This window comes from Streptococcus sp. 2106 (genome assembly GCF_013277315.1).
Classification (GTDB): Bacteria; Bacillota; Bacilli; order Lactobacillales; family Streptococcaceae; genus Streptococcus; species Streptococcus pseudopneumoniae.
Window position 1 is genome coordinate 1 of record NZ_VMMS01000003.1, and the last position, 24563, is coordinate 24563.

Sequence of the window (24563 nt, forward strand, 5' to 3'; positions counted from 1 at the left end):
CAAAAAGAGATTAGTCGCACTTCTACACGTGATGGTTGCTATTATCTCCTGAAATGCCATGGTTGGCGAACGGTCACTCCTCGACCTGAACATCCCAAGAAGGCAGACGCTCAGACAATTGAGTATGAACAAGAATCACCTCATTTGTCTTAGAGTGCTATATTTTAGAAAAATTGAAATGGCAAAGTTCTTTTGAGATAATTTTGTTAGTTGAAATTGTTTAGCTAGGCTCAGTGATTGAAACTTTTTAAATCGCATTTATTTAAAAAAATTAAAATTACCCTCAAAAATGCTTTTTTTTTTTAGGAAATATAATATAATAGTTGAAAAAGATTAAAGGAGATTTCTTATGGCTAAGAAAATCAAAGATGAAAATGGGAATGTATATGTGAAAAAAACACCTTTTTATAAAAAATGGTGGTTCATATTGATTGTTATTATTGTTGTATTTGGTGTAGTTAAAGGTGGAAGTGGAAGTAACTCCACTAAGCAGGAAGTTGCATCTAGTTCAAGTACGCAAACAGCAGCATCAGAAGAAACTGCTCAAACAAAGGCAACAGAAAAAAATAAAAATAAGGAAGAGGAGACAAAAGCTAAGGCAGAGAATAAAATCGGAGAAGTTGTTAAAGTTGGAGATGTTGAATATATCGTGAATTCAAAATCTCTGTCTCAAAATGTTGGAGGAGAATTTGGCAAAAACGCAAATGGTATTTATTTAATTCTGAATGTGACGGTAAAAAATAATGGTAAAAAATCTATAACTGTTACGGATGATTTCTTTAAGCTTTTAAAAGATGATACAGAGTACTCAACTGATAGTACAGCTGGTATCTATGCAAATCAGGAAGCAAAATTCTTTTTGTCAGAATTAAACCCTGAAAATAGTATCACAGGAAATGTGGTATTTGATGTGAATACGGAGACTGCAGATGCTTCAGGCTTACAGTTACAAGTACAAACAGGTGTTTTTGGAACTCAAAGAGGAAAAATTAGTCTAGATTAGTCTGAATTAAAAATGCAAAATGTCTATTTTTTAGTAGATGTTATGCATTTTTTCTTATTCTTTACATTTGTTTTTATGTTATGGTTTTAAAAAATTAGTAATCTAGGAATTATGTTGAAGTGGAGAAAATGGTGCAAATTGGATTTTGAAGCCTTATCCACCTATAATTGTATAGGGATGACTTGGATCAACAGAGAAAAATAATAAAACTTGTTTTTGCTTAAGCAAAATTTAAGGCTAGTCTAGTATTATATAGTCATTAAATAAAGACCTCCTAACTTTATTTAATAAAATCCTAAACTTTTCTTTTTCATCATAATCTCCCTTAACTCCACCGGAACTGGTGGAGTTTTTTTGCTCTATTTCAGGCTTTTCGGAAGTTTTCTAAATATCATTTTTCAATAGCTTTCTCTAAATCTTATAAACTTTATTGGACAGATTCTAAAGTTGGAGAAGCTGAATGGATGAGGATATAAACCTTTGACAAAATTCGTGAACTATGGGATAATAAAAAGGAATTGAGTACTAGCTCTATATCATAGGCTAGAAAAGACCCCAAGCTCACGACCAAATAAGCTTGAGGTCTTTTTTGACACTATTTGTCCTTGTTTAGCCATTTATCGACTATACGAAGAACGACACTGACCACAATTGGTCCGATGATAGTTTTGAGTACTAATTCCATCATGGGCTATCTCACCTCCTTTCGTAGGCGGTGTAGAAGTTCCGAACAATATTATACCACATAAGTGCTAGACTCGGGAGTCACAATCCAGTGGCTTTTTTGTTTGTGGCTTGGTTTTTTGATATAATAGAGCCATGAGTAGAATTTTAGATAATGAGATAATGGGGGATGAGGAGTTAGTAGAACGCACGCTCCGTCCTCAGTATTTACGTGAATATATCGGACAGGATAAGGTCAAGAACCAGCTCCAAATCTTTATCGAAGCTGCCAAAATGCGGGATGAAGCGCTGGATCATGTGCTCTTATTTGGCCCTCCAGGCTTGGGAAAAACGACCATGGCTTTTGTTATTGCCAACGAACTAGGTGTCAATCTCAAGCAAACGTCTGGGCCTGTCATTGAAAAAGCCGGTGATCTGGTAGCGATTTTGAATGACTTGGAGCCTGGGGATGTCCTTTTTATTGATGAGATTCATCGCTTGCCCATGTCTGTGGAAGAGGTGCTTTATAGTGCCATGGAGGACTTCTACATTGATATCATGATTGGTGCTGGTGAAGGCAGTCGCAGCGTTCATTTGGAGTTGCCACCTTTTACCTTGATTGGGGCGACGACTCGGGCTGGTATGCTCTCAAATCCGCTACGGGCACGTTTTGGGATTACAGGTCATATGGAGTATTATGCTCATGTTGATTTGACGGAAATTGTTGAGCGGACGGCAGATATTTTTGAGATGGAAATCACTCATGAGGCAGCATCTGAGTTGGCCCTACGTAGTCGTGGGACCCCTCGTATTGCCAATCGTCTCCTCAAGCGCGTGCGCGATTTTGCCCAGATAATGGGGGATGGGGTTATCGATGATCTTATTACGGATAAGGCTTTGACCATGCTGGATGTTGACCATGAAGGTCTGGACTATGTGGACCAGAAAATCCTTCGGACCATGATTGAGATGTACGGTGGTGGCCCTGTTGGATTAGGAACTCTTTCTGTTAACATTGCAGAGGAGCGAGAGACGGTGGAAGACATGTATGAGCCTTACTTGATTCAAAAAGGTTTTATCATGCGGACACGTTCTGGACGAGTGGCGACTGCTAAGGCATATGAGCACTTAGGTTATGAATACAGTGAAAAATAAGCAAGAAATTCTGGAAGTTTTCAGAGAAAATCGGGATATGATGGCTATTCTGACTATTATCCGAAACCTTGGTTTGAAAGATTCTTGGTTGGCAGCAGGTTCTGTCAGAAATTTTATCTGGAATCTCTTGTCAGACAAGTCCCCTTTTGACTGTGAAACAGATGTAGATGTAATTTTCTTTGATCCAGATATTTCTTATGAGGAAACCTTGTCTCTAGAGAAAAAGTTGAGAGAGGATTTTCCTCAGTACTAGTGGGAATTGAAAAATCAGGTCTGTATGCATCAGCACAGTCCTCATACTGCTCCCTATAGCAGCTCTTGTGATGCCATGAGTAAGTATCCAGAACGATGTACGGCTGTTGGACTGCGCTTGAATGAAGATTCTACTTTAGAACTCTTTACTCCTTACGGACTCGAGGATATTTTGAATTTTCAAGTTCGTCCAACTCCTCATTTCTTAGAAAATGAAGACCGAATGGAGCTTTATCAAACACGTTTATCCAAGAAAAATTGTCAGGAGAAATGGAAAAATTTGATTTTTAAAACTTCTTAAGGAAACTTTAAGCTAGGGAGTGTATACTGAGTTCATAAGTTAAGAAGACCTTAACTTAAACTCCTAAAACTTTTTCATAATAATCTCCCTATAAAAAATAAAGTCGCCCAATCAGGCGGCTTATTTTTTTGAAAAATGGGCTTGGTGCCTGAGAATAATACTCAATGAAAATCAAAGTGTAAACTAGGAAGCTAACCGCAGGTTGCTCAAAACANNTTTCGAAGAGTATAAATAGCTTAGTGATAGAAGAAAATAGGGAAATATGGTATAATGAAACGATAGATTTTTGAATAGGAATAAGATCATGTTTGGATTTTTTAAGAAAGATAAGGCTGTGGAAGTAGAGGTTCCGACACAGGTCCCTGCTCATATTGGCATCATCATGGATGGCAATGGCCGTTGGGCTAAAAAACGTATGCAACCGCGAGTTTTTGGACATAAGGCGGGCATGGAAGCATTGCAAACTGTGACCAAGGCAGCTAACAAACTAGGCGTTAAGGTTATTACGGTCTATGCTTTTTCTACAGAAAACTGGACCCGTCCAGATCAGGAAGTCAAGTTTATCATGAACTTGCCAGTAGAGTTTTATGATAATTATGTTCCAGAACTACATGCGAATAATGTTAAGATTCAAATGATTGGGGAGACAGACCGCCTGCCTAAGCAGACTTTTGAAGCTTTAACCAAGGCTGAGGAATTGACTAAGAACAACACAGGTTTGATTCTTAATTTTGCCCTCAACTATGGTGGACGTGCTGAGATTACACAGGCGCTTAAGTTGATTTCCCAGGATGTTTTAGATGCCAAAATCAACCCAGGTGACATCACAGAGGAATTGATTGGTAATTATCTTTTTACCCAGCATTTACCTAAGGAGTTACGAGACCCAGACTTGATTATCCGTACTAGTGGAGAATTGCGTTTGAGCAATTTCCTTCCATGGCAGGGAGCCTATAGTGAGCTCTATTTTACGGACACCTTGTGGCCTGATTTTGACGAGGCGGCCTTGCAGGAAGCCATTCTTGCCTATAATCGTCGTCATCGCCGATTTGGAGGAGTTTAGGAGGAAATATGACCCAGGATTTACAGAAAAGAACCTTGTTTGCAGGGATTGCCCTGGCTATTTTCCTACCAATTTTAATGATTGGGGGCCTCTTGCTTCAGATAGCAATCGGAATCATAGCCATGCTAGCCATGCATGAACTTTTGAAGATGAGAGGTCTAGAGACCATGACGATGGAGGGCCTCTTGACCCTCTTTGCAACCTTTGCATTGACCATTCCCTTGGAGAATTACCTGACTTTTTTGCCAGTTGATGGGAATGTGGTTGCCTATAGTGTTTTGATTTCAATCATGTTAGGAACGACCGTTTTTAGCAAGTCTTATACGATTGAGGATGCGGTTTTCCCTCTTGCTATGAGCTTCTACGTGGGCTTTGGATTTAATGCTTTACTAGATGCTCGTGTTGCAGGTTTGGACAAGGCTCTCTTAGCCTTGTGTATCGTCTGGGCGACAGACAGTGGTGCCTATCTTGTTGGGATGAACTATGGGAAACGAAAGTTAGCACCAAGGGTATCGCCTAATAAAACCCTTGAGGGTGCCTTGGGTGGTATTTTAGGAGCAATTTTAGTAACCATTATCTTTATGATAGTTGACAGTACAGTTGCTCTTCCATATGGAATTTACAAGATGTCAGTCTTTGCTATTTTCTTTAGCATTGCTGGACAATTTGGTGATTTACTAGAAAGTTCGATCAAACGTCATTTTGGTGTTAAGGATTCTGGGAAATTTATCCCTGGACATGGTGGTGTTTTGGATCGTTTCGATAGTATGTTGCTTGTATTTCCAATCATGCACTTATTTGGACTCTTTTAATCAAAAGACGGAGGAAACGCTATGCTCGGAATTTTAACCTTTATTCTGGTTTTCGGGATTATTGTAGTGGTGCACGAGTTCGGGCACTTCTACTTTGCCAAGAAATCAGGGATTTTAGTACGTGAATTTGCCATCGGTATGGGACCTAAAATTTTTGCTCACATTGGCAAGGATGGAACGGCCTATACCATTCGAATCTTGCCTCTGGGTGGCTATGTCCGCATGGCCGGTTGGGGTGATGATACAACTGAAATCAAGGCAGGAACGCCTGTTAGTTTGACACTTGCTGATGATGGTAAGGTTAAACGCATCAATCTCTCAGGTAAAAAATTGGATCAAACAGCCCTCCCTATGCAGGTGACCCAGTTTGATTTTGAAGACAAGCTCTTTATCAAAGGATTGGTTCTGGAAGAAGAAAAAACATTTGCAGTGGATCACGATGCAACGGTTGTGGAAGCAGATGGTACTGAGGTTCGGATTGCACCTTTAGATGTTCAATATCAAAATGCGACTATCTGGGGCAAACTGATTACCAATTTTGCAGGTCCTATGAATAACTTTATCTTAGGGGTTGTTGTTTTCTGGATTTTAATCTTCATGCAGGGTGGTGTCAGAGATGTTGATACCAACCAGTTCCATGTCATGCCCCAAGGGGCCTTGGCTAAGGTGGGAGTATCAGAAACGGCACAGATTACCAAGATTGGCTCACATGAGATTAGCAACTGGGAAAGTTTGATTCAGGCTGTGGAAACGGAAACCAAAGGTAAGACGGCCTCGACTTTGGATGTGACTATTTTTGAAAATGGGAGTGACAAACAAGTCACTGTTACTCCGGAAGAAAGTCAAGGCCGTTACCTTCTAGGTGTTCAACCGGGAATTAAGTCGGACTTTCTATCCATGTTTGTAGGTGGTTTTACAACTGCTGCTGACTCGGCCCTACGAATTTTATCAGCACTGAAAAATCTGATTTTCCAACCGGATTTGAACAAGTTGGGTGGACCTGTTGCCATCTTTAAGGCAAGTAGTGATGCTGCTAAAAATGGAATTGAGAATGTCTTGTACTTCTTGGCAATGATTTCCATCAATATCGGGATTTTTAATCTTATTCCGATTCCAGCTCTGGATGGTGGTAAGATTGTGCTCAATATCCTAGAAGCTATCCGCCGCAAACCATTGAAACAAGAAATTGAAACCTATGTCACCTTGGCCGGAGTGGTCATCATGGTTGTCTTGATGATTGCTGTGACCTGGAATGACATTATGCGACTCTTTTTTAGATAATCGAGGAATATTATGAAACAAAGTAAAATGCCTATCCCAACGCTTCGCGAAATGCCAAGCGATGCTCAAGTTATCAGCCATGCTCTTATGTTGCGTGCTGGTTATGTTCGCCAAGTATCTGCAGGTGTTTATTCTTACCTACCACTTGCTAATCGTGTGATTGAAAAAGCTAAAAATATCATGCGCCAAGAATTCGACAAGATTGGTGCCGTTGAGATGTTGGCTCCTGCCCTTCTCAGTGCAGAATTGTGGCGCGAATCAGGTCGTTACGAAACTTACGGTGAAGACCTTTACAAACTAAAAAACCGTGAAAAATCAGACTTTATCCTAGGTCCAACACACGAAGAAACCTTTACAGCTATTGTCCGTGATTCTGTTAAGTCTTACAAGCAATTGCCACTCAACCTTTACCAAATCCAGCCTAAGTATCGTGATGAAAAACGCCCACGTAATGGACTTCTTCGTACACGTGAGTTTATCATGAAGGATGCTTATAGTTTCCACGCTAACTATGATAGTTTGGATAGTGTTTATGATGAGTACAAAGCAGCCTATGAGCGTATTTTCACTCGTAGTGGTTTAGACTTCAAGGCTATTATTGGTGACGGTGGAGCCATGGGTGGTAAGGATAGCCAAGAATTTATGGCCATTACATCTGCTCGTACAGACCTTGACCGCTGGGTTGTCTTGGACAAGTCAGTTGCCTCATTTGACGAAATTCCTGCAGAAGCGCAAGAAGAAATCAAGGCAGAATTGCTCAAATGGATAGTCTCTGGTGAAGATACCATTGCTTACTCAAGTGAGTCTAGCTATGCAGCTAACTTAGAAATGGCAACAAACGAGTACAAACCAAGCAACCGTGTTGTCGCTGAAGAAGAAGTGACTCGTGTTGCAACGCCGGATGTTAAGTCAATCGATGAAGTTGCAGCCTTCCTCAACGTTCCAGAAGAACAAACGATTAAAACCCTCTTCTACATGGCAGATGGTGAGCTTGTTGCAGCCCTTCTAGTTGGAAATGACCAACTCAACGAAGTCAAGTTGAAAAATCACTTGGGAGCAGATTTCTTTGACGTTGCTAGCGAAGAAGAAGTGGCGAATCTTGTTCAAGCAGGATTTGGTTCACTTGGCCCGGTTGGTTTGCCAGAGAATGTTAAAATCATCGCAGACCGTAAGGTGCAAGATGTTCGCAATGCAGTTGTCGGTGCTAACGAAGATGGCTACCACTTGACTGGTGTGAATCCAGGCCGTGATTTTACTGCAGAATATGTGGATATCCGTGAAGTTCGTGAGGGTGAAATTTCCCCAGACGGGCAAGGAGTCCTTAACTTTGCGCGTGGTATCGAAATTGGTCACATCTTTAAACTTGGCACTCGCTATTCAGCAAGCATGGGAGCAGATGTTTTGGATGAAAATGGCCGGGCTGTGCCAATTATCATGGGATGTTACGGTATCGGTGTCAGCCGTCTCCTTTCAGCAGTGATGGAGCAACACGCTCGCCTCTTTGTTAACAAAACGCCAAAAGGTGAATACCGTTACGCTTGGGGAATCAATTTCCCTAAAGAATTGGCACCATTTGATGTGCACTTGATCACTGTCAATGTCAAGGATGAAGAAGCGCAAGTCTTGACAGAAAAGCTTGAAGCAAGCTTGATGGGAGCTGGTTACGAAGTCTTGACAGACGACCGTAATGAACGTGTCGGAGTTAAATTTAGCGACAGTGACTTGATTGGATTGCCAATCCGTATCACTGTTGGGAAGAAAGCGGCCGATGGCATCGTAGAAGTGAAGATTAAAGCGACTGGTGACACTATCGAAGTTCATGCAGATAACGTGCTCGAAACGCTTGAAATCCTCAGCAAGAAATAAAAACTATAATCAGAAGAAAAACAAGGAAAAAATGTAACTAGTTTTTACCTTGTTTTTTCTGTATAATGGGAAAAATGAGTAGATAAAGAGGTAAATGTATGCTAAGATTTCCAAAGGATTTTGTCTGGGGATCCTCTACTTCTGGGCCGCAGACAGAAGGACGTATAGCTGGTGACGGTAAGGGAGATAATCTCTGGGATTACTGGTTCCAAGTGGAGCCAAATCGCTACTATAATGGAATTGGTCCAGATAAAACATCAAGCTTTTATGAAAACTGGGAACAGGATATTGAGCTACTGTTAGAAACTGGTCACACGGCCTTTCGGATTTCTATTCAGTGGTCACGGATTTTTCCACAAGGATGTGGAAAAGTCAATCCTCAAGGTGTGGATTTCTATCGTAAGGTTTTTGAGGCTATTAAGGCTAAGGGGATTCGTCTTTTAGTCAATCTCTACCACTTTGATTTGCCTTTTGCTCTTCAAGAAGCTGGTGATGGTTGGGAAAATAAGGCGACTGTCTCAGCCTATGAAAACTATGCTCGTTTTTGTTTTGAGACTTATGGAGATCTAGTGGATCAATGGATTACCTTTAACGAGCCCATCGTTCCAGTAGAATTTGGCTATTTTTACGATGCCCATTATCCACATAAGGTGGATGCAGAGGCAGCCGTTAAAGTAGCATATCATACACAATTGGCCAGCAGTCGGGCGGTTAAGGCTTGTCATGAACTTTTGCCAGATTCCAAGATTGGGATTGTCCTCAACTTGACACCGGCTTATCCACGTAGCCAGCATCCTGCTGATGTCAAGGCAGCTCGTATTGCGGACCTTTTTCAGGCCCAATCTTTCTTAGATCCATCTGTCTTGGGGACTTATCCACAGGAGTTGGTAGAAATCTTACATGAATACGGTCTCTTGCCTGATGCTACAGAGGAGGAGTTGGAAGTCATTCGTGACAATACGGTAGACTTCCTTGGTGTCAACTACTATCAACCTTTGCGTGTTATGGCACCTCGATTTGCTAAGAATCCAGAGAGTCCTCTTTTGCCAGAACATTTTTATGAGCCTTATGTAATGCCTGGACGTAAAATCAATCCTCATCGTGGCTGGGAGATTTATGAGCAAGGGATTTATGACATCGCCCAAAATATCAAGGAAAATTATGGCAATATTGAGTGGATGTTGACAGAGAATGGTATGGGTGTTGAAGGAGAGGAAAAATTCCGTGAGAATGGAATGATTCAAGATGATTACCGTATTGACTTTGTAAAAGCTCATCTTCGTGAACTTCACCGTGCCATTGAAGACGGAGCCAATTGTAAGGGCTACTTAATTTGGACCTTTATCGATTGTTGGTCATGGCTTAACAGCTATAAAAATCGCTATGGTTTGGTCGAATTAGACTTGGAAACGCAAGAACGTCGTCTGAAAAAATCAGGGTACTGGTTCAAGGAATTAAGCGATAATAATGGATTTTAAAAAGGACTCTGACTGATTATCCAAATTGGTCAGAGTTTTTTACTTATAGGAGTTTAATTTGAACTATACCAATTTTTACTCTTGACAAGTGAAAGAAACAAGTATATACTGTTTTTGCTGATTCTATAAAAGAGGAATTAGACTATACCAATTTTAAGGAGGAAGCACAGCTTGCCTGTGTCGTATATACTATGTGTGGAATTGTTGGTGTTGTTGGAAACACAAATGCAACTGATATTTTGATTCAAGGGCTTGAAAAGCTCGAATACCGTGGCTATGATTCTGCGGGAATTTTTGTCCTAGGTGGTGCTGAAAACCATCTAGTCAAAGCTGTAGGTCGTATTGCAGAATTATCTGCTAAGACAGTTGGTGTTGAGGGAACAACTGGTATCGGACATACTCGTTGGGCAACTCATGGGAAACCAACGGAAGACAATGCTCACCCACACCGCTCTGAGACAGAACGTTTTGTCTTGGTTCACAATGGGGTGATTGAAAACTACCTTGAAATTAAAGAAGAATACCTTGCTGGGCACCACTTCAAAGGGCAAACAGATACGGAAATCGCCGTACATTTGATTGGAAAATTTGCGGAAGAAGACGGTCTCTCAGTTCTTGAAGCCTTTAAAAAAGCTCTTCATATTATCCGTGGTTCATATGCCTTTGCCTTGATTGACTCTGAAAATCCAGATGTCATCTATGTAGCGAAAAACAAATCTCCACTTTTGATTGGTCTTGGGGAAGGCTACAATATGGTCTGCTCAGATGCTATGGCTATGATTCGTGAAACCAACCAATACATGGAAATTCATGACCAAGAGTTGGTAATCGTCAAGGCTGATAGCGTGGAAGTTCAAGACTATGATAGTAACAGTCGTGAACGTGCTAGCTATACTGCGGAACTTGACTTGTCAGATATCGGTAAGGGAACTTACCCTTACTACATGCTCAAGGAAATTGACGAGCAACCAACAGTGATGCGTAAGTTGATCCAAGCCTACACAGATGAGGTTGGTCAAGTAGTCGTAGACCAAGCTATCATCCAGGCTGTTCAAGACGCAGACCGCATCTACATCCTTGCAGCTGGGACATCTTACCACGCAGGATTTGCTTCTAAGAAGATGCTGGAAGAATTGACAGATACACCAGTTGAACTTGGAATTTCATCTGAGTGGGGTTACGGTATGCCACTTCTCAGCAAGAAACCACTCTTCATCTTTATCAGCCAGTCTGGTGAAACAGCAGATAGCCGTCAGGCTTTGGTCAAGGCTAATGAAATGGGAATCCCAAGCTTGACAGTGACAAACGTCCCAGGTTCAACTCTGTCTCGTGAAGCCAACCATACCATGCTCCTTCATGCAGGTCCTGAAATTGCCGTGGCATCAACCAAGGCCTATACAGCGCAAATTGCAGCCCTTGCCTTCCTTGCAAAAGCAGTCGGAGAAGCAAATGGCAATGCCAAAGCGCAAGCCTTTGATTTAGTTCATGAGTTGTCAATCGTAGCTCAGTCTATCGAATCAACTCTTTCAGAGAAAGAAACCATTGAAGTCAAGGTTCGTGAGCTACTTGAAACAACTCGTAACGCCTTTTACATCGGACGTGGTCAAGATTACTACGTAGCCATGGAAGCAAGTCTCAAACTTAAAGAGATTTCTTACATCCAGTGTGAAGGCTTTGCGGCAGGAGAACTTAAGCACGGAACTATTGCCTTGATTGAAGAAGGAACACCTGTTTTGACTCTCTTGTCAGATCCAGTCCTTGCCAACCACACTCGTGGAAATATCCAAGAGGTGGCAGCCCGTGGTGCAAAAGTCCTCACTATCGCAGAAGAAAATGTTGCTAAAGAGACAGACGCTATCGTCCTTACGACTGTACACCCTTACCTCTCACCAATTTCAATGGTCGTACCAACACAATTGGTCGCTTACTTTGCAACCCTCCACCGTGGCCTCGATGTGGACAAACCACGTAACCTTGCCAAGTCAGTAACGGTAGAATAGAATCTATGAATATACGGGCGTAAAGCCATAGGTTTATCCTATAAGGTTTTACAGCCTATTTTTTATGTTACAAATGATGATAAGGGTTTACTTTTCAATAATTATAGCAGATTGAATTTAGAACAGTACACAGGAATACTAAAATATTTCTAGAAATTAATTTGAATTTTCCAATTGATTTGTTCGTATCTTATTTCAAACTACTATAAAAAGAGGAAGCTGGGCAAAAACTCAATTTGAAGAGAAAATTCAGTAAATCTTTCCATGATAAAACGCATCATATTAAGGTTTTGTACACCTGATATGATGCGTTTTATCATTTTTAAGCCTTTTTGCCCAGCCTCGTCAAAAGTAAAGTTTTGGCACAAAATCTGTGACAAAACTTTAGTTTTAAAGGTTTTTAACTTTGTATATACTAGTTTTAAGAAAAGGAGGATGATCCTAATGGAAGAAAAAGTATCATTGAAAGTCAGAGTTCAAAAACTAGGGACATCGCTTTCAAATATGGTTATGCCCAATATTGGAGCATTTATTGCTTGGGGAGTGTTGACTGCCCTCTTTATCGCTGATGGCTATCTGCCAAATGAACAGTTAGCTACTGTTGTTGGTCCTATGTTAACGTATTTATTGCCAATCCTGATTGGTTACACAGGTGGATATATGATCCATGGTCAACGTGGTGCCGTTGTAGGAGCTATTGCTACTGTTGGTGCAATCACAGGTTCTAGTGTTCCTATGTTTATCGGAGCTATGGTAATGGGCTCACTGGGAGGATGGACTATCAAGAAATTTGATGAAAAGTTCCAGGAAAAAATTCGTCCCGGATTTGAAATGTTAGTTAATAATTTCTCAGCTGGTCTCGTTGGTTTTGCATTATTGCTTTTGGCTTTCTACGCAATCGGTCCAGTCGTATCGACTCTTACTGGAGCTGTTGGGAATGGTGTTGAGGCTATTGTTAATGCTCGCCTCCTTCCTATAGCTAATTTTATTATCGAACCGGCTAAAGTCCTTTTCCTCAATAATGCCCTCAATCATGGCATTTTTACTCCTCTGGGAGTAGAACAGGTAGCTCAAGCTGGTAAGTCAATTCTCTTCCTATTGGAAGCTAATCCTGGACCAGGCCTGGGAATTCTATTAGCTTATGCTGTATTCGGTAAAGGTTCTGCTAAATCTTCTTCTTGGGGGGCAATGCTTATTCATTTCTTCGGAGGGATTCATGAAATTTACTTTCCTTATGTTATGATGAAGCCTACTCTATTTTTAGCTGCTATGGCAGGAGGTATCTCTGGAACTTTTACTTTTCAACTCTTAGACGCTGGTCTTAAATCTCCAGCTTCACCAGGTTCTATTATTGCGATTATGGCTACGGCGCCAAAAGGCGTTTGGCCCCATCTAAATGTTCTTCTAGGTGTTTTAGTGGCAGCAGTTGTTTCTTTCCTTGTAGCAGCCCTTATTCTTCATGCAGACAAGTCAACTGAGGATTCGCTCGAAGCTGCTCAGGCGGCTACCCAAGCAGCTAAGGCTCAGTCTAAAGGTCAGTTGGTATCAACTTCTGTTGATGCAGTTGTTTCGACAGACTCAGTGGAAAAAATCATTTTCGCCTGCGATGCTGGTATGGGAAGCTCTGCTATGGGAGCTAGTATTCTTCGAGATAAGGTTAAAAAAGCAGGTCTAGAGATTCCAGTATCTAATCAGGCAATCTCAAATTTGCTTGATACACCAAAAACATTAATTGTTACTCAGGAAGAACTGACACCAAGAGCTAAAGACAAGAGTCCAAGTGCTATTCATGTTTCTGTTGATAATTTCTTAGCGTCCCCTCGTTATGATGAAATTGTAGCTTCATTAACAGGAGCTTCTCCAATAGCAGAAATTGAAGGAGATATATCAACTTCAGCATCAGTAGATAGTCAGGAAATTGACCTTAACCATATTGATGCTGTAGTAGTTGCTTATGGTAAAGCACAGGGATCTGCAACTATGGGCTGTGAAACGATTCGGGCTATCTTTAGAAACAAAAATATTCGTATTCCAGTTTCTACTGCCAAAATTTCAGAATTAGGTGAATTTAATTCTAAAAACATAATGATTGTAACAACTATTTCTTTACAGGCAGAAGTGCAGCAAACAGCACCGAATTCTCAATTTCTTATTGTGGATAGTTTAGTAACAACACCAGAATATGACAAAATGGCTGTTAGAATGTACAAATAGAACTAGAGGTTTCTAAATTACGAATGCTATTAACCAAACGAGAAGAACAATTATTGAAGGCTTTCCTACATGTAGGGAAGCTTTCAATGCAAGACATGACTGAAATCTTACAGGTTTCATCTAGAACAATTTATCGAACTTTATCAGATTTGACAGATAGCATGGAGCAATATGGAATCGAAATAACGAAGCATGGGAAATACTATATTTTGACTGGAGAGTTGGATGATTTGCCGACAGAACTTGAAGTGTTAGTTGAGTATAGTCCCCAAGAAAGACAAGAGTTGATTACCTATCGCCTTCTGACTGAGAGTGGTTTTGTCACCAATGAAGCATTGCAAGAATGCATGAAAGTCAGTAATGTAACTATTATTCAGGATATTTCAGATATTGATAAGCGTCTTTTAGACTTTGATCTGAAAATTGAACGACAAAAAGGTTATCGTATTTCTGGTGATTCAGTTGGTAAGAGAAGATTTTTGGCTATTTTACTGACAAACTGTATCTCAGTAGCAGATTTTTCAATCGGTAATTTTGGGAGCTTTGATATTTTAGAAGCAGATAGAACTAGGCTGGCCAGTCAGATTGTTAATAAGCAACTGTCAGGTTTTCCAGATATGGATGCTAGGATGAAGATGTTTTTTGCGATCTTGTTATCTCTTATAGGTCAGGAGCAAAACATTGAAAATTCACCTAATACTAGTAAGCAGGCTTTGGAAATTTCTCAAAAAATTTTTCAAGCTTACTCTAAGCAGACTGCACAATTTTATAGTATTCAGGAAATTATCTATTTTGCGAGCATCTTGGATGAATTAATCATTAAACGTCAGGACAATCCGCTCTTTACGGAGAAATTTGATGGTGAATTTTTCTACAATATTTCAAATCTGATTGATACGGTTTCCATGTATACCAAGATTGACTTTTTTAAGGACAAGGTTTTATTCAATTTTCTTTTCCATCATATTCGGCTCAGTTTAGGCATCCCTATCCTTTTTCAGGGTGAAAATTTGCCAGAATCTGTCCAGATTTTAGTTGAAAGGAATAAATTTCTTTATACAGTCATCAGTCTTTTAGTGAATGATATTTTTCCGAAATATCTTCATACAGAGTATGAGTATGGCATGATTGCCCTACATTTTATCTCTAGCTTAGGCCGTAGTCCAGAGATTTATCCAGTCCGTGTTTTGCTTTTAACGGATGAACGTCGGGTCACTAGAGATTTATTAGTCAGTAAAATTAAGAGTGTTGCTCCTTTTGTAGAGTTGATAGATATTCAGTCTCTAGTAGATTACCATAGTATTGATCTCAGTCAGTATGATTATATTTTATCTACCAAGCCGCTGACTAATCAGGAAATCGATGTAATTTCTAGTTTTCCAACCGTCAAAGAATTGCTTGAATTACAGGAACGACTTCAGTATGTACAGGCACATCGTACAATTGTCGCGCGTGATGCTATCGCTCCAGAGAAAAGTTATGACTTGCAAGATTATTTAATATCTAGTAGTCAGCTTTTGAGTCAATTCGAGTTGGTTCAATTGGAGAATAATCAATCATTTGAGCACACGGTAGAACAAATCATCCAATATCAGAAGAATGTGAGTGACAGAGATTACCTAACAAGAAAATTGTTATCTCACTTCCAGAATAGTCCTATGGCTATTCCTAATACTGGTCTGGTGCTTTTACATAGTCAGTCTAGCAAAGTAACAACAAATAGTTTTACTATGTTTGAACTCAAACTACCTATCTCCGCATTGTCAATGAAACGAGAGGAAGAAGAGGTCAAAAGGTGTCTGCTAATGCTAATGTCTAAAGAAGCTAGCGAGGAAGCGAGAGATTTAATGACAGCTATCAGTCAGTCGATTATTGAAAATCATCTTTATACAGAGATTTACAAGACGGGAAATCAATCCATTATTTATCAGATGCTAAATACTATTTTTAACGAAAAAATTAAGAAATTGGAGAACTAATATGAAACTTGAAAAACATTTGATTAAGCTTAATAAACAATTTTCTAACAAGGAGGAAGCTATTTGTTATTGTGGGCAAGTTCTTTATGAGGGTGGATATGTTAATGAAGACTATATTGAAGCCATGATTGAGCGAGATAAAGAGCTATCTGTTTACATGGGTAACTTTATCGCCATACCGCATGGAACAGATGCAGCAAAAAATGATGTCCTCAAGTCTGGTATTACAGTCGTTCAAGTCCCTAGAGGGGTTGATTTTGGGAATGTATCTAACCCTCAAGTGGCAACGGTTCTTTTTGGTATTGCTGGTATTGGTAATGAACACTTAGAAATTATTCAGAAAATTTCTATCTTCTGTGCAGATGTAGATAATGTTCTTAAACTAGCAGATGCTCAGTCAAAAGAGGAAGTGTTGCGCTTATTTGATGCTGTTGAATAATTGAATTTCGTCATTTGTCATCTAGTATATATGTCCCTCAAATAGGAAAAGGAGAAATTGAATGAAACATTCTGTTCATTTTGGTGCCGGTAATATCGGTCGTGGTTTTATAGGTGAAATTCTATTTAAAAATGGTTTCCATATTGATTTTGTGGATGTCAATAATCAGATAATTCATGCTCTAAATGAAAAGGGCAAGTATGAAATTGAAATTGCACAGAAAGGACAGTCTCGTATAGAAGTAACTAATGTGGCTGGCATTAATAGCAAAGAAGACCCTGAGCAAGTCATTGAAGCGATTCAAAAGACGGATATTATTACTACTGCAATCGGACCTAATATACTCCCTTTTATCGCTGAACTTCTAGCCAAAGGAATCGAAGCTCGCCGAGTTGCAGGAAATACACAGGCATTGGATGTTATGGCCTGTGAAAATATGATTGGCGGGTCTCAATTTCTTTATCAAGAAGTCAAGAAATATTTAAGTCCGGAAGGTTTGACATTTGCTGATAACTACATAGGTTTTCCAAATGCTGCAGTAGACAGGATTGTTCCAGCACAAAGTCACGAGGATTCCCTTTTTGTTGTGGTCGAGCCCTTTAATGAATGGGTCGTGGAAACCAAGCGTCTTAAAAATCCAGATTTACGTCTAAAAGATGTGCATTATGAAGAAGATTTAGAACCCTTTATTGAGCGAAAACTTTTTTCAGTCAATTCTGGACATGCAACTTCAGCTTACATTGGTGCGCATTATGGTGCCAAGACAATTTTGGAAGCTCTTCAAAATCCTAATATCAAATCTCGGATTGAATCTGTATTAACTGAAATTCGGAGTCTCTTGATTGCCAAATGGAACTTTGATAAAAAAGAATTGGAGAATTATCACAAAGTCATTATAGAACGGTTTGAAAATCCTTTCATAGTGGACGAGGTTAGTCGCGTAGCTCGTACTCCAATCCGAAAATTAGGCTATAATGAACGATTCATCCGGCCGATACGTGAATTGAAAGAACTTGGTTTGTCATATGAAAACCTACTTAAAACAGTTGGCTATGCCTTTGACTATCGCGATGTAAATGATGAAGAAAGTATTCGATTAGGTGAATTGTTGGCTAAACAATCAGTCAAAGATGTTGTTATACAAGTTACAGGTTTAGACGACCCAGAATTGATTGAGCAAATTGTAGAGTATATTTAATATTTTTCGAAAATCTCTTCAAATCAGGTTAGCATCCATCTGCAACCTCAAAACAGTATTTTGAGCTGACTTCATCAGTTCTATCTACCACCTCAAAGCAGTGCTTTGNNTTTTCATTGAGTATTAGAATAATTTTTCAAATTGAAGGACAGAGTAGATAGGGAGAATCACAATGGTAGAATTGGGAATTTCAACATTTGGGGAAACAACGGAGCTTGAAGGGATTGGGCAAACTTACAGTCATGACGAACGCATTCGCCAGTTGCTAGCAGAGGTTGAACTGGCTGACAAGGTTGGTTTGGATGTGTATGGGATTGGTGAGCACCATCGAGAGGATTTTGCAGTATCAGCCCCAGAGATTGTCCTGGCAGCTGGGGCAGTCAATACCAAGAAAATCCGTTTGACCAGTGCAGTCAGCATTCTCTCGAGTATGGATCCGATTCGCTTATTCCAACAATATGCCACTATCGATGCTTTGTCAAATGGACGTGCGGAGATTATGGCTGGAAGGGGTTCTTTCACGGAATCATTTCCTCTGTTTGGCTATGATTTGAAAGACTACGAAGCCCTTTTTGATGAGAAATTAGACTTGCTCCAGTTAGTCAATGAAAAGACAAAGCTAGACTGGAAAGGTCGATTGACCCAAACGATTGCTGGTAAAGAAGTTTATCCTCGTCCAGTTCAGGACAAATTACCCTTGTGGATAGCGACAGGTGGTCATGTCGAATCAACAGTAAAGATTGCTCAGGCAGGCATACCGATTGTCTATGCCATTATTGGTGGTAACCCTCGTTATTTTAAAAAGTTGATTCAGGCTTATCGTGAGATTGGGAGCGAAGCAGACCATGCCAGTCATGAACTAAAGGTTGGGGTCCATTCTTGGGGTTGGATTGCTGAAGATGGCGAGCAGGCTGTGAAAGATTATTTCCATCCTACCAAGCAAGTAGTGGATGCTATCTCTAAAGACCGTCCGCACTGGCAGGAATTGCGTTATGAGCAATATTTGGAGCAAGTTGGGCCAAATGGTGCTATGTTTGTGGGCAATCCAGATCAGGTAGCCGAAAAATTGATTCGCATGATTGAAGATCTAGGTTTGGACCGCTTTATGCTCCATCTACCTCTTGGTTCTATGCCTCATGATCAGGTTCTGAGAGCTATTGAACTATTCGGAACACAAGTAGCACCCAAAGTCCGGGCTTACTTTGCCATGAAAGAGGCTTAATAAAAAATACTAATCAGGCTGATAAAAAATCTATATAACAACTATTTTAAAAAAGCAATAAACAGAAAAAAATCTCTGAAAANNTTTTCAGAGATTTTTTTCTCTATTGATATAAACAATCCCAATCAAGTCGATAGTCAATATATATTGGGAAAAGGTCAAAAGGAGTGGTAAGATGGTTTCAATCCAAATGGAAGGAGAGAAGTATGACAAGTAAAAGAGAGCTAGTTTTTAGAGCTATTCGAGGAGAAGAGGTGGAACGGGTTCCTGTTGGCTTTTGGTTTCATTTTGTAATACTGGAGGAAAAAGGACAAGGTTTAAATAATCCACGTATCTTTCAAAAAAGTGTAGAGGGACATCGGAAGTACGTTGAAAGAATCCATCCTGATTTTGTCAAAATGATGAGTGACGGATTTTTCATTTATCCAAGTAATGTCTACAGTCCTAAGGTTACAAGTCTTCAGGAGTTAGCTTCTATTGAGTCGATTGGTGAAAACCATCCTTGGATTCAGCAACAAGTAGAAGTGGTAGAGGCTATTCGAGCAACCTTCACTGAGGACATTGCATCATTTTACAATATTTTTTCTCCGATCTCCTATTTGAAAAGGTGGTTTCGTACAGAGACTTCTAGAGGTGATAAGGAGGTTTCAGATCTTTTTCTTGAAAATCCAGAGCTATTCAGGGATGTTTTAGACGTGATAGCTGAGGATATCGCTATCCTAACTAAAAAAATCATTCAGGATGGTGGAGCAGATGGAATCTATCTCAGTACACAAGAAATTCAGGATGAGCGCATCACAGCAGAATTGTATCAGACCTATATTGAGCCAAGTAACATAAAGGTTTTAGAAGCTGCCAATCAGGTAGGTGGGGTAAATATCCTGCATATCTGCGGTTTCCAAGGTGCCAGTAACAATGTGACTATTTTCAAAGATTATCCAGCCCAGGTTTTCAATTGGGCAACCCACCATGAAGCAGTCAGTTTACCTCAAGGTCAGGAGCTATTTCATGGCAAAGCGGTCTTGGGTGGTTTTGAAAATGGGAAGCAGAGCCTGCTTTATGGAGGTAGAAAGGCTGCACTACAAGAGGAAACCAAACGATTGTTGGCTGAAGCTGGGACTAGAGGAGTCCTTCTTGGAGCGGATTGCACGGTTCCAGATGACTTTGAATTAGAAAGATTGGACTGGATTCGTCAGGCTGCTATGTTAGAATAGGAGAGCCTTATGAAAAGAAAAAAGTGGCTATTGGTAGGGACGGCCCTCGGCTTTGTCATCTTACTTGCGATCAGTCTTACAAAGGGACTTGCTTGTAAGGAAGGCCCAAGATGTCATGGGATTCAGGATTTTCAGAAGAGAAGTCTTCCCTTTATTCAAACCAATGATATTGCCAGTGTTTTATTAGTTGAAAAAGAAAGAAATGGAAAATAGAGATGTCAGAAAAAAGAGACTGGGTTTTAAAAGCATTTAGAGGAGAAGTGGTTGGCCGTGTACCTGTAGGTTTTTGGCACCACTTTACATCAGAAGAGGAATGGTTAAAGGGATTTTCCAATCCTGTGATTATTGAAAAGAACATACAAGGTCACAAACGTTTTATCCGTGACCTACATCCAGACTTTATCAAGTTGATGAGTGATGGCTATTTTGTTTATCCAAATCCAGTTATTGCCAAAGGGAAGTCACTCCAAGAGCTGTCGGAGATTCAACCTCTGGGTGAAGATCATCTGTGGATTAGAGAGCAGGTAGAATTAGTGAAGAAGATTAAGCAGGAGTTTACGGAAGATATTGTTGCTATTTACAATATTTTTGCGCCTGTGACCTACCTCAAATGGTTACTTGGAGAAGTGTCTGGTGGAGATGATCTCATTGCAGACTTCTTAGTTCAAGATTCTCAGAAATTGAAAAAAGTACTTGATGTGATTGCGCAAGATATCGCTAGCTTGAGTCAAGCTATTATTAAAGATGCAGGAGTAGATGGTATTTATCTCAGTGTGCAAAGTATTCAGGATGCGCGTGTTTCTGCTGAAGCCTATCAGGAGATTATTGCGCCGAGTGAACTGACTGTTTTAAATGCGGCTAAGTCGGTTGGTGGGGTAAATATCCTTCATATCTGTGGCTATGAAGGAGCCCGAAACGATATTCATATCTTTGCCGACTATCCAGCTCATGTTTTTAACTGGGCAGTTGGTCCAGAAGGGATTAGCCTAAAAGAAGGTCGTGAGATTTTCAAGGGTCGTGCTGTTCTGGGAGGATTTGAAAACGGTAAAGATGGCCTTCTCTATCGAGGCAGTAAGGAAGAAATTCAGGCTGAAACCAAACGATTGGTAGAAGAAACAGGGAAAGATGGCCTCATACTTGGAGCAGATTGTACCATTCCAAACGATATTGCAGTGGAGCGTATCCAGTGGGTGAGAGAAGCAGTAGCTAAATAAAGGAGAAGAATATGAGTAAGAAAACATGGATTGTTGGTGGAGTTGCGGTTGTGGCAGTGCTTGGAGCAACGATTATTGGTAGGACTTTGTCGGGAGCATCTGCTAAAGGTGCAGATGCAGCTTCGTCTGGACAAGTAACAACTTTAAAAGTTGCCCATACTCAAAACTATGTCCCTTATGATTTTATTGACGAAAAAGGGGAATCAGATGGTTATGAAGTCGCTGTTTTAAAGGCGGTTGATGAGAAATTAGCAGATTATAAATTTGAGTATACTGGAACTAGTGATGATGATCTCTTGATTGGACTTGAGTCTGGCAAGTACGATATTGGAACTAAAGGTGCTTGGTATACAGATGAACGGGCTAAGAAATTCATTATTCCATCTGAGCCAGTAGGAGCCAGCATTATTGGTTTTACTGTCAGAAAAGGAGATGAAGCTAAATATAAGAATATTGATGATTTCGCCAAAAATAAAGGAAAATTAGTACCCATCTCTCCTCAAAATGCCCAGTGGAATGTGATTAATAGCTATAATGACAAGCACAAGGATACACCAATTGAGTTGACAGCTGCTGAATCTTTCAAGGTGGCAGATGCTTATGCTTGGGTTTTAGAAGGACGTTATGATGCTTTCTTTGACATCAAGTTGTCTTTTGAAAAAGCGGTGACAACAGATGATGGTTCTTACCACCAATATGCGGACAAACTTAGCTGGTTCCCTTATAAAGGAATTCCAACCTATCCCTTGATTCACCGTGATGAAAAGGGTGAGAAGTTTGCTAAAGAGTATGAAAAAGCGATTAAAGAATTAAAAGAAGACAGTACTCTAGCTAAACTTTCTCAAAAATACTTTAAAGAAGATGTCTTTAGCTACGTTGATAAAGATTAGATGAGCAATCAGGCATGTTATGCTCTTCGAAAATCTCTTCAAACCACGTCAACGTCGCCTTGCCGTAGGTATGGTTACTGACTTTGTCAGTNNTTTCATTGAGTATTAGAAAGAGGTTTACATGGTTTCATATGATTTTTCAAGAGTGTTCCAATTTTTACCAACCTTATGGCAGGCTCTTCCTATGACCTTGTCCATTCTCTTTTTTACTACAGTCCTCGGTTCCCTTTTCGGTGGCTTACTGGCTTGGGCTCAAGTGGGAGAAGACAAGACTTTTGCAGGTCTTTCTAAGGGCTATATTTTCACTCTTCGCTGTACTCCCCCTATTGTTTTACTATTCCTTGTCTTTTATGGTTTACCTGAATTTTTAAAATGGTGGCTGAATTTAGATATCAACAACTGGTCTAAGACGGTCTTCGTCTTATTCACCATGGTCTTGCTATTTGCGGCTATCATTGCAGAAGTATTTAAGGCGTCCTATCAGGCAATTCCCAAAGGTCAGATGGAAGCTGGAGTCAGTATTGGTCTGACCCCTAGTCAGACATTTTGGAGAATCATTTTTCCTCAGGCTTTTCAAGTGGCTCTTCCAAATATGACGACCGCTATTCTAAATTTGATGCGGGACGCTTCCCTAGCCTATACGATTGGTTTTGTGGATGTCATGGGAGCTGGGAATCTCTTAATCAGTCGCAATTTGGGGAATTACTCTCTTGAAACCTATACAGCGGTTGCCATTCTTTATTGGGGTGTAGCCTTGGCTGTTTCCTTCTTGAGTCGCTTGTTAGAAAAATCTTTGGAAACGAAAGGGAGATAGGATATGGATTTAGACTATATTGCGAAAACTTTTTTAGAGACCTTAAAAGGGGTGCCAACCACCTTAATCATTATGATTGTAGCCATGGTCTTAAGTTTTGGACCAGCCTTGTTTTTAGCTCTGGGACAAATATATAAAGTCAAAGGTGTTCGAACTTTCTCTCTCGTGTATCTAGCTTTTATAAGAGCAACACCTCCGATTTTGCTGATTCTTTTCTTTTATAGTTTGTTTCCGAGTTTGCTCAATCAATTTCTCAAAAGCATAGGGAGTGATGTTGATATCTTTAAACTCAATCCGATCTATTATGCTTTTATTATCTATAGTTTGATGACAACAGGTAGTTTATCAGAAATCTTACGTTCGGCTATTTTGACTGTGGATAAGGGACAATTAGAAGCTGCACAAGCGATTGGTTTAACCACTAGTCAGGCTTATGTGAGGATTGTTTTTCCACAGACCTTGCAATCAGCCTTGCCCAATCTGGCTAATCTAGTCATAAATATTGTAAAAGGAACCTCTTTGGTCTTTGTGATGACCATTAAGGATATTACAGCCATTGCCCGTGTTGAAGCGTCTTATGGTTATCAGTATTTTGAATCCTATTTTGTGATCTTTTTACAGTACATTCTTATTTGCGGATTGATTCAATGGGGCTTTTCAATCTTAGAGAAACGCTATATTCAAAGAAAAAAGGGACAAGTAGTGCCCAGTACAGGTTTAGCATAGGAGGAGACAATGTTACAAGTAGAACATGTTGCAAAAAAATTTGGAGACAGACAAGTCCTGGGAGATGTTAATCTCAAGGTCAACCAAGGGGATGTGGTTGTAATATTGGGGCCATCTGGATCAGGTAAAACGACTTTTCTCAGATGTCTCAATCATTTAGAAAAAGCCGATAGTGGCTCTTTGAAGCTTGCTGATAAAGAATACGACCTTGGAAAATTGACTAAAAAAGATATTTTAGAAATTCGCAAGAAGACTGCTTTCGTTTTTCAACATTATAATTTATTTGCTAATAAAACGGCCTTGGAAAATATTTTGGAGGGCTTGATTATTGCTCGGAAAATTCCTAAGGAAGAAGCAACAAAACGTGCGGAAGCTGCCTTAGAAAAAGTTGGTTTACTAGCTTATAAAGCTTACTATCCCTCTCAGCTTTCTGGAGGCCAGCAACAACGAATCGGTATTGCGCGTGCCATTGCTGTGAAACCAGAGGTCATTTTATTAGATGAGCCAACATCGGCCTTGGATCCAGAGTTGGTAGGGGATGTTTTAGATGTTTTAAAACAGTTAGCTAAAGAAGGAGTTACTATGGTAGTAGTGACTCATGAGATGGGTTTTGCTAGAGATGTAGCCAATCATGTTATTTTTATGGACGGTGGGAAAATTGTTGAAGAAAATAATGCCCATGATTTCTTTAGTCGTCCAAAAGAAGAACGAACCAAGCAATTTTTGGCACGAATACTCTCGGATGCGACCTATAGTGTAGAATATATGATTTGATAGAT

Annotated in this window: 21 protein-coding genes and 2 pseudogenes; 22 read left to right on the forward strand and 1 reads right to left on the reverse strand. The window is 40.0% G+C overall.

What is annotated here, in order from left to right:
* Positions 1–120 (forward strand): annotated as a pseudogene (locus tag HT723_RS00085) (IS630 family transposase); the annotation flags it as partial.
* A 229-nt stretch (positions 121–349) separates the two neighbouring features.
* Complete coding sequence (locus HT723_RS00090) at positions 350–1003, forward strand: DUF4352 domain-containing protein (RefSeq protein ID WP_050207592.1); 654 nt, start codon at positions 350–352, stop codon at positions 1001–1003.
* A gap of 595 nt (positions 1004–1598) precedes the next feature.
* Here the strand turns inward: HT723_RS00090 and HT723_RS00095 are convergent.
* Positions 1599–1691: a type I toxin-antitoxin system Fst family toxin gene (locus HT723_RS00095; RefSeq protein ID WP_172924754.1), complete on the reverse strand. Its 93-nt coding sequence runs from the start codon at positions 1689–1691 to the stop codon at positions 1599–1601.
* Positions 1692–1822: 131 nt separating this feature from the next.
* On the opposite strand from HT723_RS00095, the gene ruvB reads away from it, so the two are divergent.
* The 20 genes and pseudogenes from ruvB to HT723_RS00195 all read left to right on the forward strand — a co-directional run bounded on the left by ruvB (position 1823) and on the right by HT723_RS00195 (position 24558).
* The gene (gene ruvB / locus HT723_RS00100) at positions 1823–2821 is read left to right on the forward strand and encodes a Holliday junction branch migration DNA helicase RuvB (protein WP_345890224.1); all 999 of its coding nucleotides are present in this window, start codon (positions 1823–1825) and stop codon (positions 2819–2821) included.
* Positions 2802–3374, forward strand: a pseudogene (locus HT723_RS00105) (nucleotidyltransferase family protein). Before ruvB ends, HT723_RS00105 begins: the two are co-directional and overlap by 20 nt.
* Before the next feature lie 304 nt (positions 3375–3678).
* On the forward strand, positions 3679–4437 hold the full coding sequence (locus tag HT723_RS00110; RefSeq protein ID WP_000466722.1) for an isoprenyl transferase: 759 nt from the start codon (positions 3679–3681) through the stop codon (positions 4435–4437).
* 8 nt (positions 4438–4445) lie between these two features.
* Positions 4446–5249: a phosphatidate cytidylyltransferase gene (locus tag HT723_RS00115; RefSeq protein ID WP_000189857.1), complete on the forward strand. Its 804-nt coding sequence runs from the start codon at positions 4446–4448 to the stop codon at positions 5247–5249.
* Between the two features lie 21 nt (positions 5250–5270).
* Complete coding sequence (gene rseP, locus HT723_RS00120) at positions 5271–6530, forward strand: RIP metalloprotease RseP (protein ID WP_172924756.1); 1260 nt, start codon at positions 5271–5273, stop codon at positions 6528–6530.
* Positions 6531–6542: 12 nt separating this feature from the next.
* Complete coding sequence (locus HT723_RS00125) at positions 6543–8396, forward strand: proline--tRNA ligase (protein WP_172934401.1); 1854 nt, start codon at positions 6543–6545, stop codon at positions 8394–8396.
* 98 nt (positions 8397–8494) lie between these two features.
* Entirely contained in the window at positions 8495–9874 is a 1380-nt protein-coding gene (bglA, locus tag HT723_RS00130; RefSeq protein ID WP_000943494.1) for a 6-phospho-beta-glucosidase, read from the forward strand.
* Between the two features lie 191 nt (positions 9875–10065).
* Positions 10066–11874, forward strand: coding sequence for a glutamine--fructose-6-phosphate transaminase (isomerizing) (gene glmS, locus HT723_RS00135; protein WP_172934402.1), 1809 nt, complete (start codon positions 10066–10068; stop codon positions 11872–11874).
* A 444-nt stretch (positions 11875–12318) separates the two neighbouring features.
* Positions 12319–14088 (forward strand): PTS mannitol-specific transporter subunit IIBC, encoded by a 1770-nt coding sequence (locus HT723_RS00140; RefSeq protein WP_000391682.1) that lies wholly within the window; start codon positions 12319–12321, stop codon positions 14086–14088.
* 23 nt (positions 14089–14111) lie between these two features.
* Positions 14112–16067, forward strand: a complete 1956-nt coding sequence (locus HT723_RS00145; RefSeq protein WP_172934403.1) for a transcription antiterminator — start codon at positions 14112–14114, stop codon at positions 16065–16067.
* A 1-nt stretch (position 16068) separates the two neighbouring features.
* Positions 16069–16506, forward strand: a complete 438-nt coding sequence (locus tag HT723_RS00150) for a PTS sugar transporter subunit IIA (RefSeq protein ID WP_000764149.1) — start codon at positions 16069–16071, stop codon at positions 16504–16506.
* Between the two features lie 61 nt (positions 16507–16567).
* Entirely contained in the window at positions 16568–17704 is a 1137-nt protein-coding gene (locus HT723_RS00155; RefSeq protein ID WP_138700356.1) for a mannitol-1-phosphate 5-dehydrogenase, read from the forward strand.
* A 172-nt stretch (positions 17705–17876) separates the two neighbouring features.
* Positions 17877–18926, forward strand: a complete 1050-nt coding sequence (locus tag HT723_RS00160; RefSeq protein WP_172934404.1) for an LLM class flavin-dependent oxidoreductase — start codon at positions 17877–17879, stop codon at positions 18924–18926.
* A 206-nt stretch (positions 18927–19132) separates the two neighbouring features.
* Complete coding sequence (locus HT723_RS00165; RefSeq protein WP_000202170.1) at positions 19133–20140, forward strand: uroporphyrinogen decarboxylase family protein; 1008 nt, start codon at positions 19133–19135, stop codon at positions 20138–20140.
* A gap of 9 nt (positions 20141–20149) precedes the next feature.
* Positions 20150–20353, forward strand: coding sequence for a hypothetical protein (locus HT723_RS00170; protein ID WP_000823549.1), 204 nt, complete (start codon positions 20150–20152; stop codon positions 20351–20353).
* A gap of 2 nt (positions 20354–20355) precedes the next feature.
* A complete protein-coding gene (locus HT723_RS00175) occupies positions 20356–21354 on the forward strand; it encodes a uroporphyrinogen decarboxylase family protein (protein ID WP_172934405.1) in 999 nt (332 codons plus the stop codon).
* A gap of 11 nt (positions 21355–21365) precedes the next feature.
* Positions 21366–22244 carry a transporter substrate-binding domain-containing protein gene (locus HT723_RS00180; RefSeq protein ID WP_000039543.1) on the forward strand — a complete coding sequence of 293 codons (879 nt, stop codon included), beginning with the start codon at positions 21366–21368 and terminating at the stop codon, positions 22242–22244.
* A gap of 121 nt (positions 22245–22365) precedes the next feature.
* Complete coding sequence (locus HT723_RS00185; protein ID WP_023935606.1) at positions 22366–23058, forward strand: amino acid ABC transporter permease; 693 nt, start codon at positions 22366–22368, stop codon at positions 23056–23058.
* Positions 23059–23061: 3 nt separating this feature from the next.
* On the forward strand, positions 23062–23784 hold the full coding sequence (locus HT723_RS00190) for an amino acid ABC transporter permease (protein ID WP_172934406.1): 723 nt from the start codon (positions 23062–23064) through the stop codon (positions 23782–23784).
* Between the two features lie 9 nt (positions 23785–23793).
* A complete protein-coding gene (locus HT723_RS00195; RefSeq protein ID WP_000942261.1) occupies positions 23794–24558 on the forward strand; it encodes an amino acid ABC transporter ATP-binding protein in 765 nt (254 codons plus the stop codon).
* The last annotated feature ends 5 nt before the right edge of the window (positions 24559–24563 follow it).

Coding starts and splice junctions, on each gene's coding strand:
- HT723_RS00185 (WP_023935606.1), top strand. CDS start 22,366: ATGGTTTCATATGATTTTTCAAGAGTGTTCCAATTTTTACCAACCTTA.
- ruvB (WP_345890224.1), top strand. CDS start 1,823: ATGAGTAGAATTTTAGATAATGAGATAATGGGGGATGAGGAGTTAGTA.
- HT723_RS00145 (WP_172934403.1), top strand. CDS start 14,112: ATGCTATTAACCAAACGAGAAGAACAATTATTGAAGGCTTTCCTACAT.
- HT723_RS00125 (WP_172934401.1), top strand. CDS start 6,543: ATGAAACAAAGTAAAATGCCTATCCCAACGCTTCGCGAAATGCCAAGC.
- HT723_RS00170 (WP_000823549.1), top strand. CDS start 20,150: ATGAAAAGAAAAAAGTGGCTATTGGTAGGGACGGCCCTCGGCTTTGTC.
- bglA (WP_000943494.1), top strand. CDS start 8,495: ATGCTAAGATTTCCAAAGGATTTTGTCTGGGGATCCTCTACTTCTGGG.
- HT723_RS00150 (WP_000764149.1), top strand. CDS start 16,069: ATGAAACTTGAAAAACATTTGATTAAGCTTAATAAACAATTTTCTAAC.
- HT723_RS00160 (WP_172934404.1), top strand. CDS start 17,877: ATGGTAGAATTGGGAATTTCAACATTTGGGGAAACAACGGAGCTTGAA.
- HT723_RS00155 (WP_138700356.1), top strand. CDS start 16,568: ATGAAACATTCTGTTCATTTTGGTGCCGGTAATATCGGTCGTGGTTTT.
- HT723_RS00175 (WP_172934405.1), top strand. CDS start 20,356: ATGTCAGAAAAAAGAGACTGGGTTTTAAAAGCATTTAGAGGAGAAGTG.
- rseP (WP_172924756.1), top strand. CDS start 5,271: ATGCTCGGAATTTTAACCTTTATTCTGGTTTTCGGGATTATTGTAGTG.
- HT723_RS00190 (WP_172934406.1), top strand. CDS start 23,062: ATGGATTTAGACTATATTGCGAAAACTTTTTTAGAGACCTTAAAAGGG.
- HT723_RS00115 (WP_000189857.1), top strand. CDS start 4,446: ATGACCCAGGATTTACAGAAAAGAACCTTGTTTGCAGGGATTGCCCTG.
- HT723_RS00165 (WP_000202170.1), top strand. CDS start 19,133: ATGACAAGTAAAAGAGAGCTAGTTTTTAGAGCTATTCGAGGAGAAGAG.
- HT723_RS00090 (WP_050207592.1), top strand. CDS start 350: ATGGCTAAGAAAATCAAAGATGAAAATGGGAATGTATATGTGAAAAAA.
- HT723_RS00195 (WP_000942261.1), top strand. CDS start 23,794: ATGTTACAAGTAGAACATGTTGCAAAAAAATTTGGAGACAGACAAGTC.
- HT723_RS00180 (WP_000039543.1), top strand. CDS start 21,366: ATGAGTAAGAAAACATGGATTGTTGGTGGAGTTGCGGTTGTGGCAGTG.
- HT723_RS00110 (WP_000466722.1), top strand. CDS start 3,679: ATGTTTGGATTTTTTAAGAAAGATAAGGCTGTGGAAGTAGAGGTTCCG.
- glmS (WP_172934402.1), top strand. CDS start 10,066: ATGTGTGGAATTGTTGGTGTTGTTGGAAACACAAATGCAACTGATATT.
- HT723_RS00095 (WP_172924754.1), bottom strand. CDS start 1,691: ATGATGGAATTAGTACTCAAAACTATCATCGGACCAATTGTGGTCAGT.
- HT723_RS00140 (WP_000391682.1), top strand. CDS start 12,319: ATGGAAGAAAAAGTATCATTGAAAGTCAGAGTTCAAAAACTAGGGACA.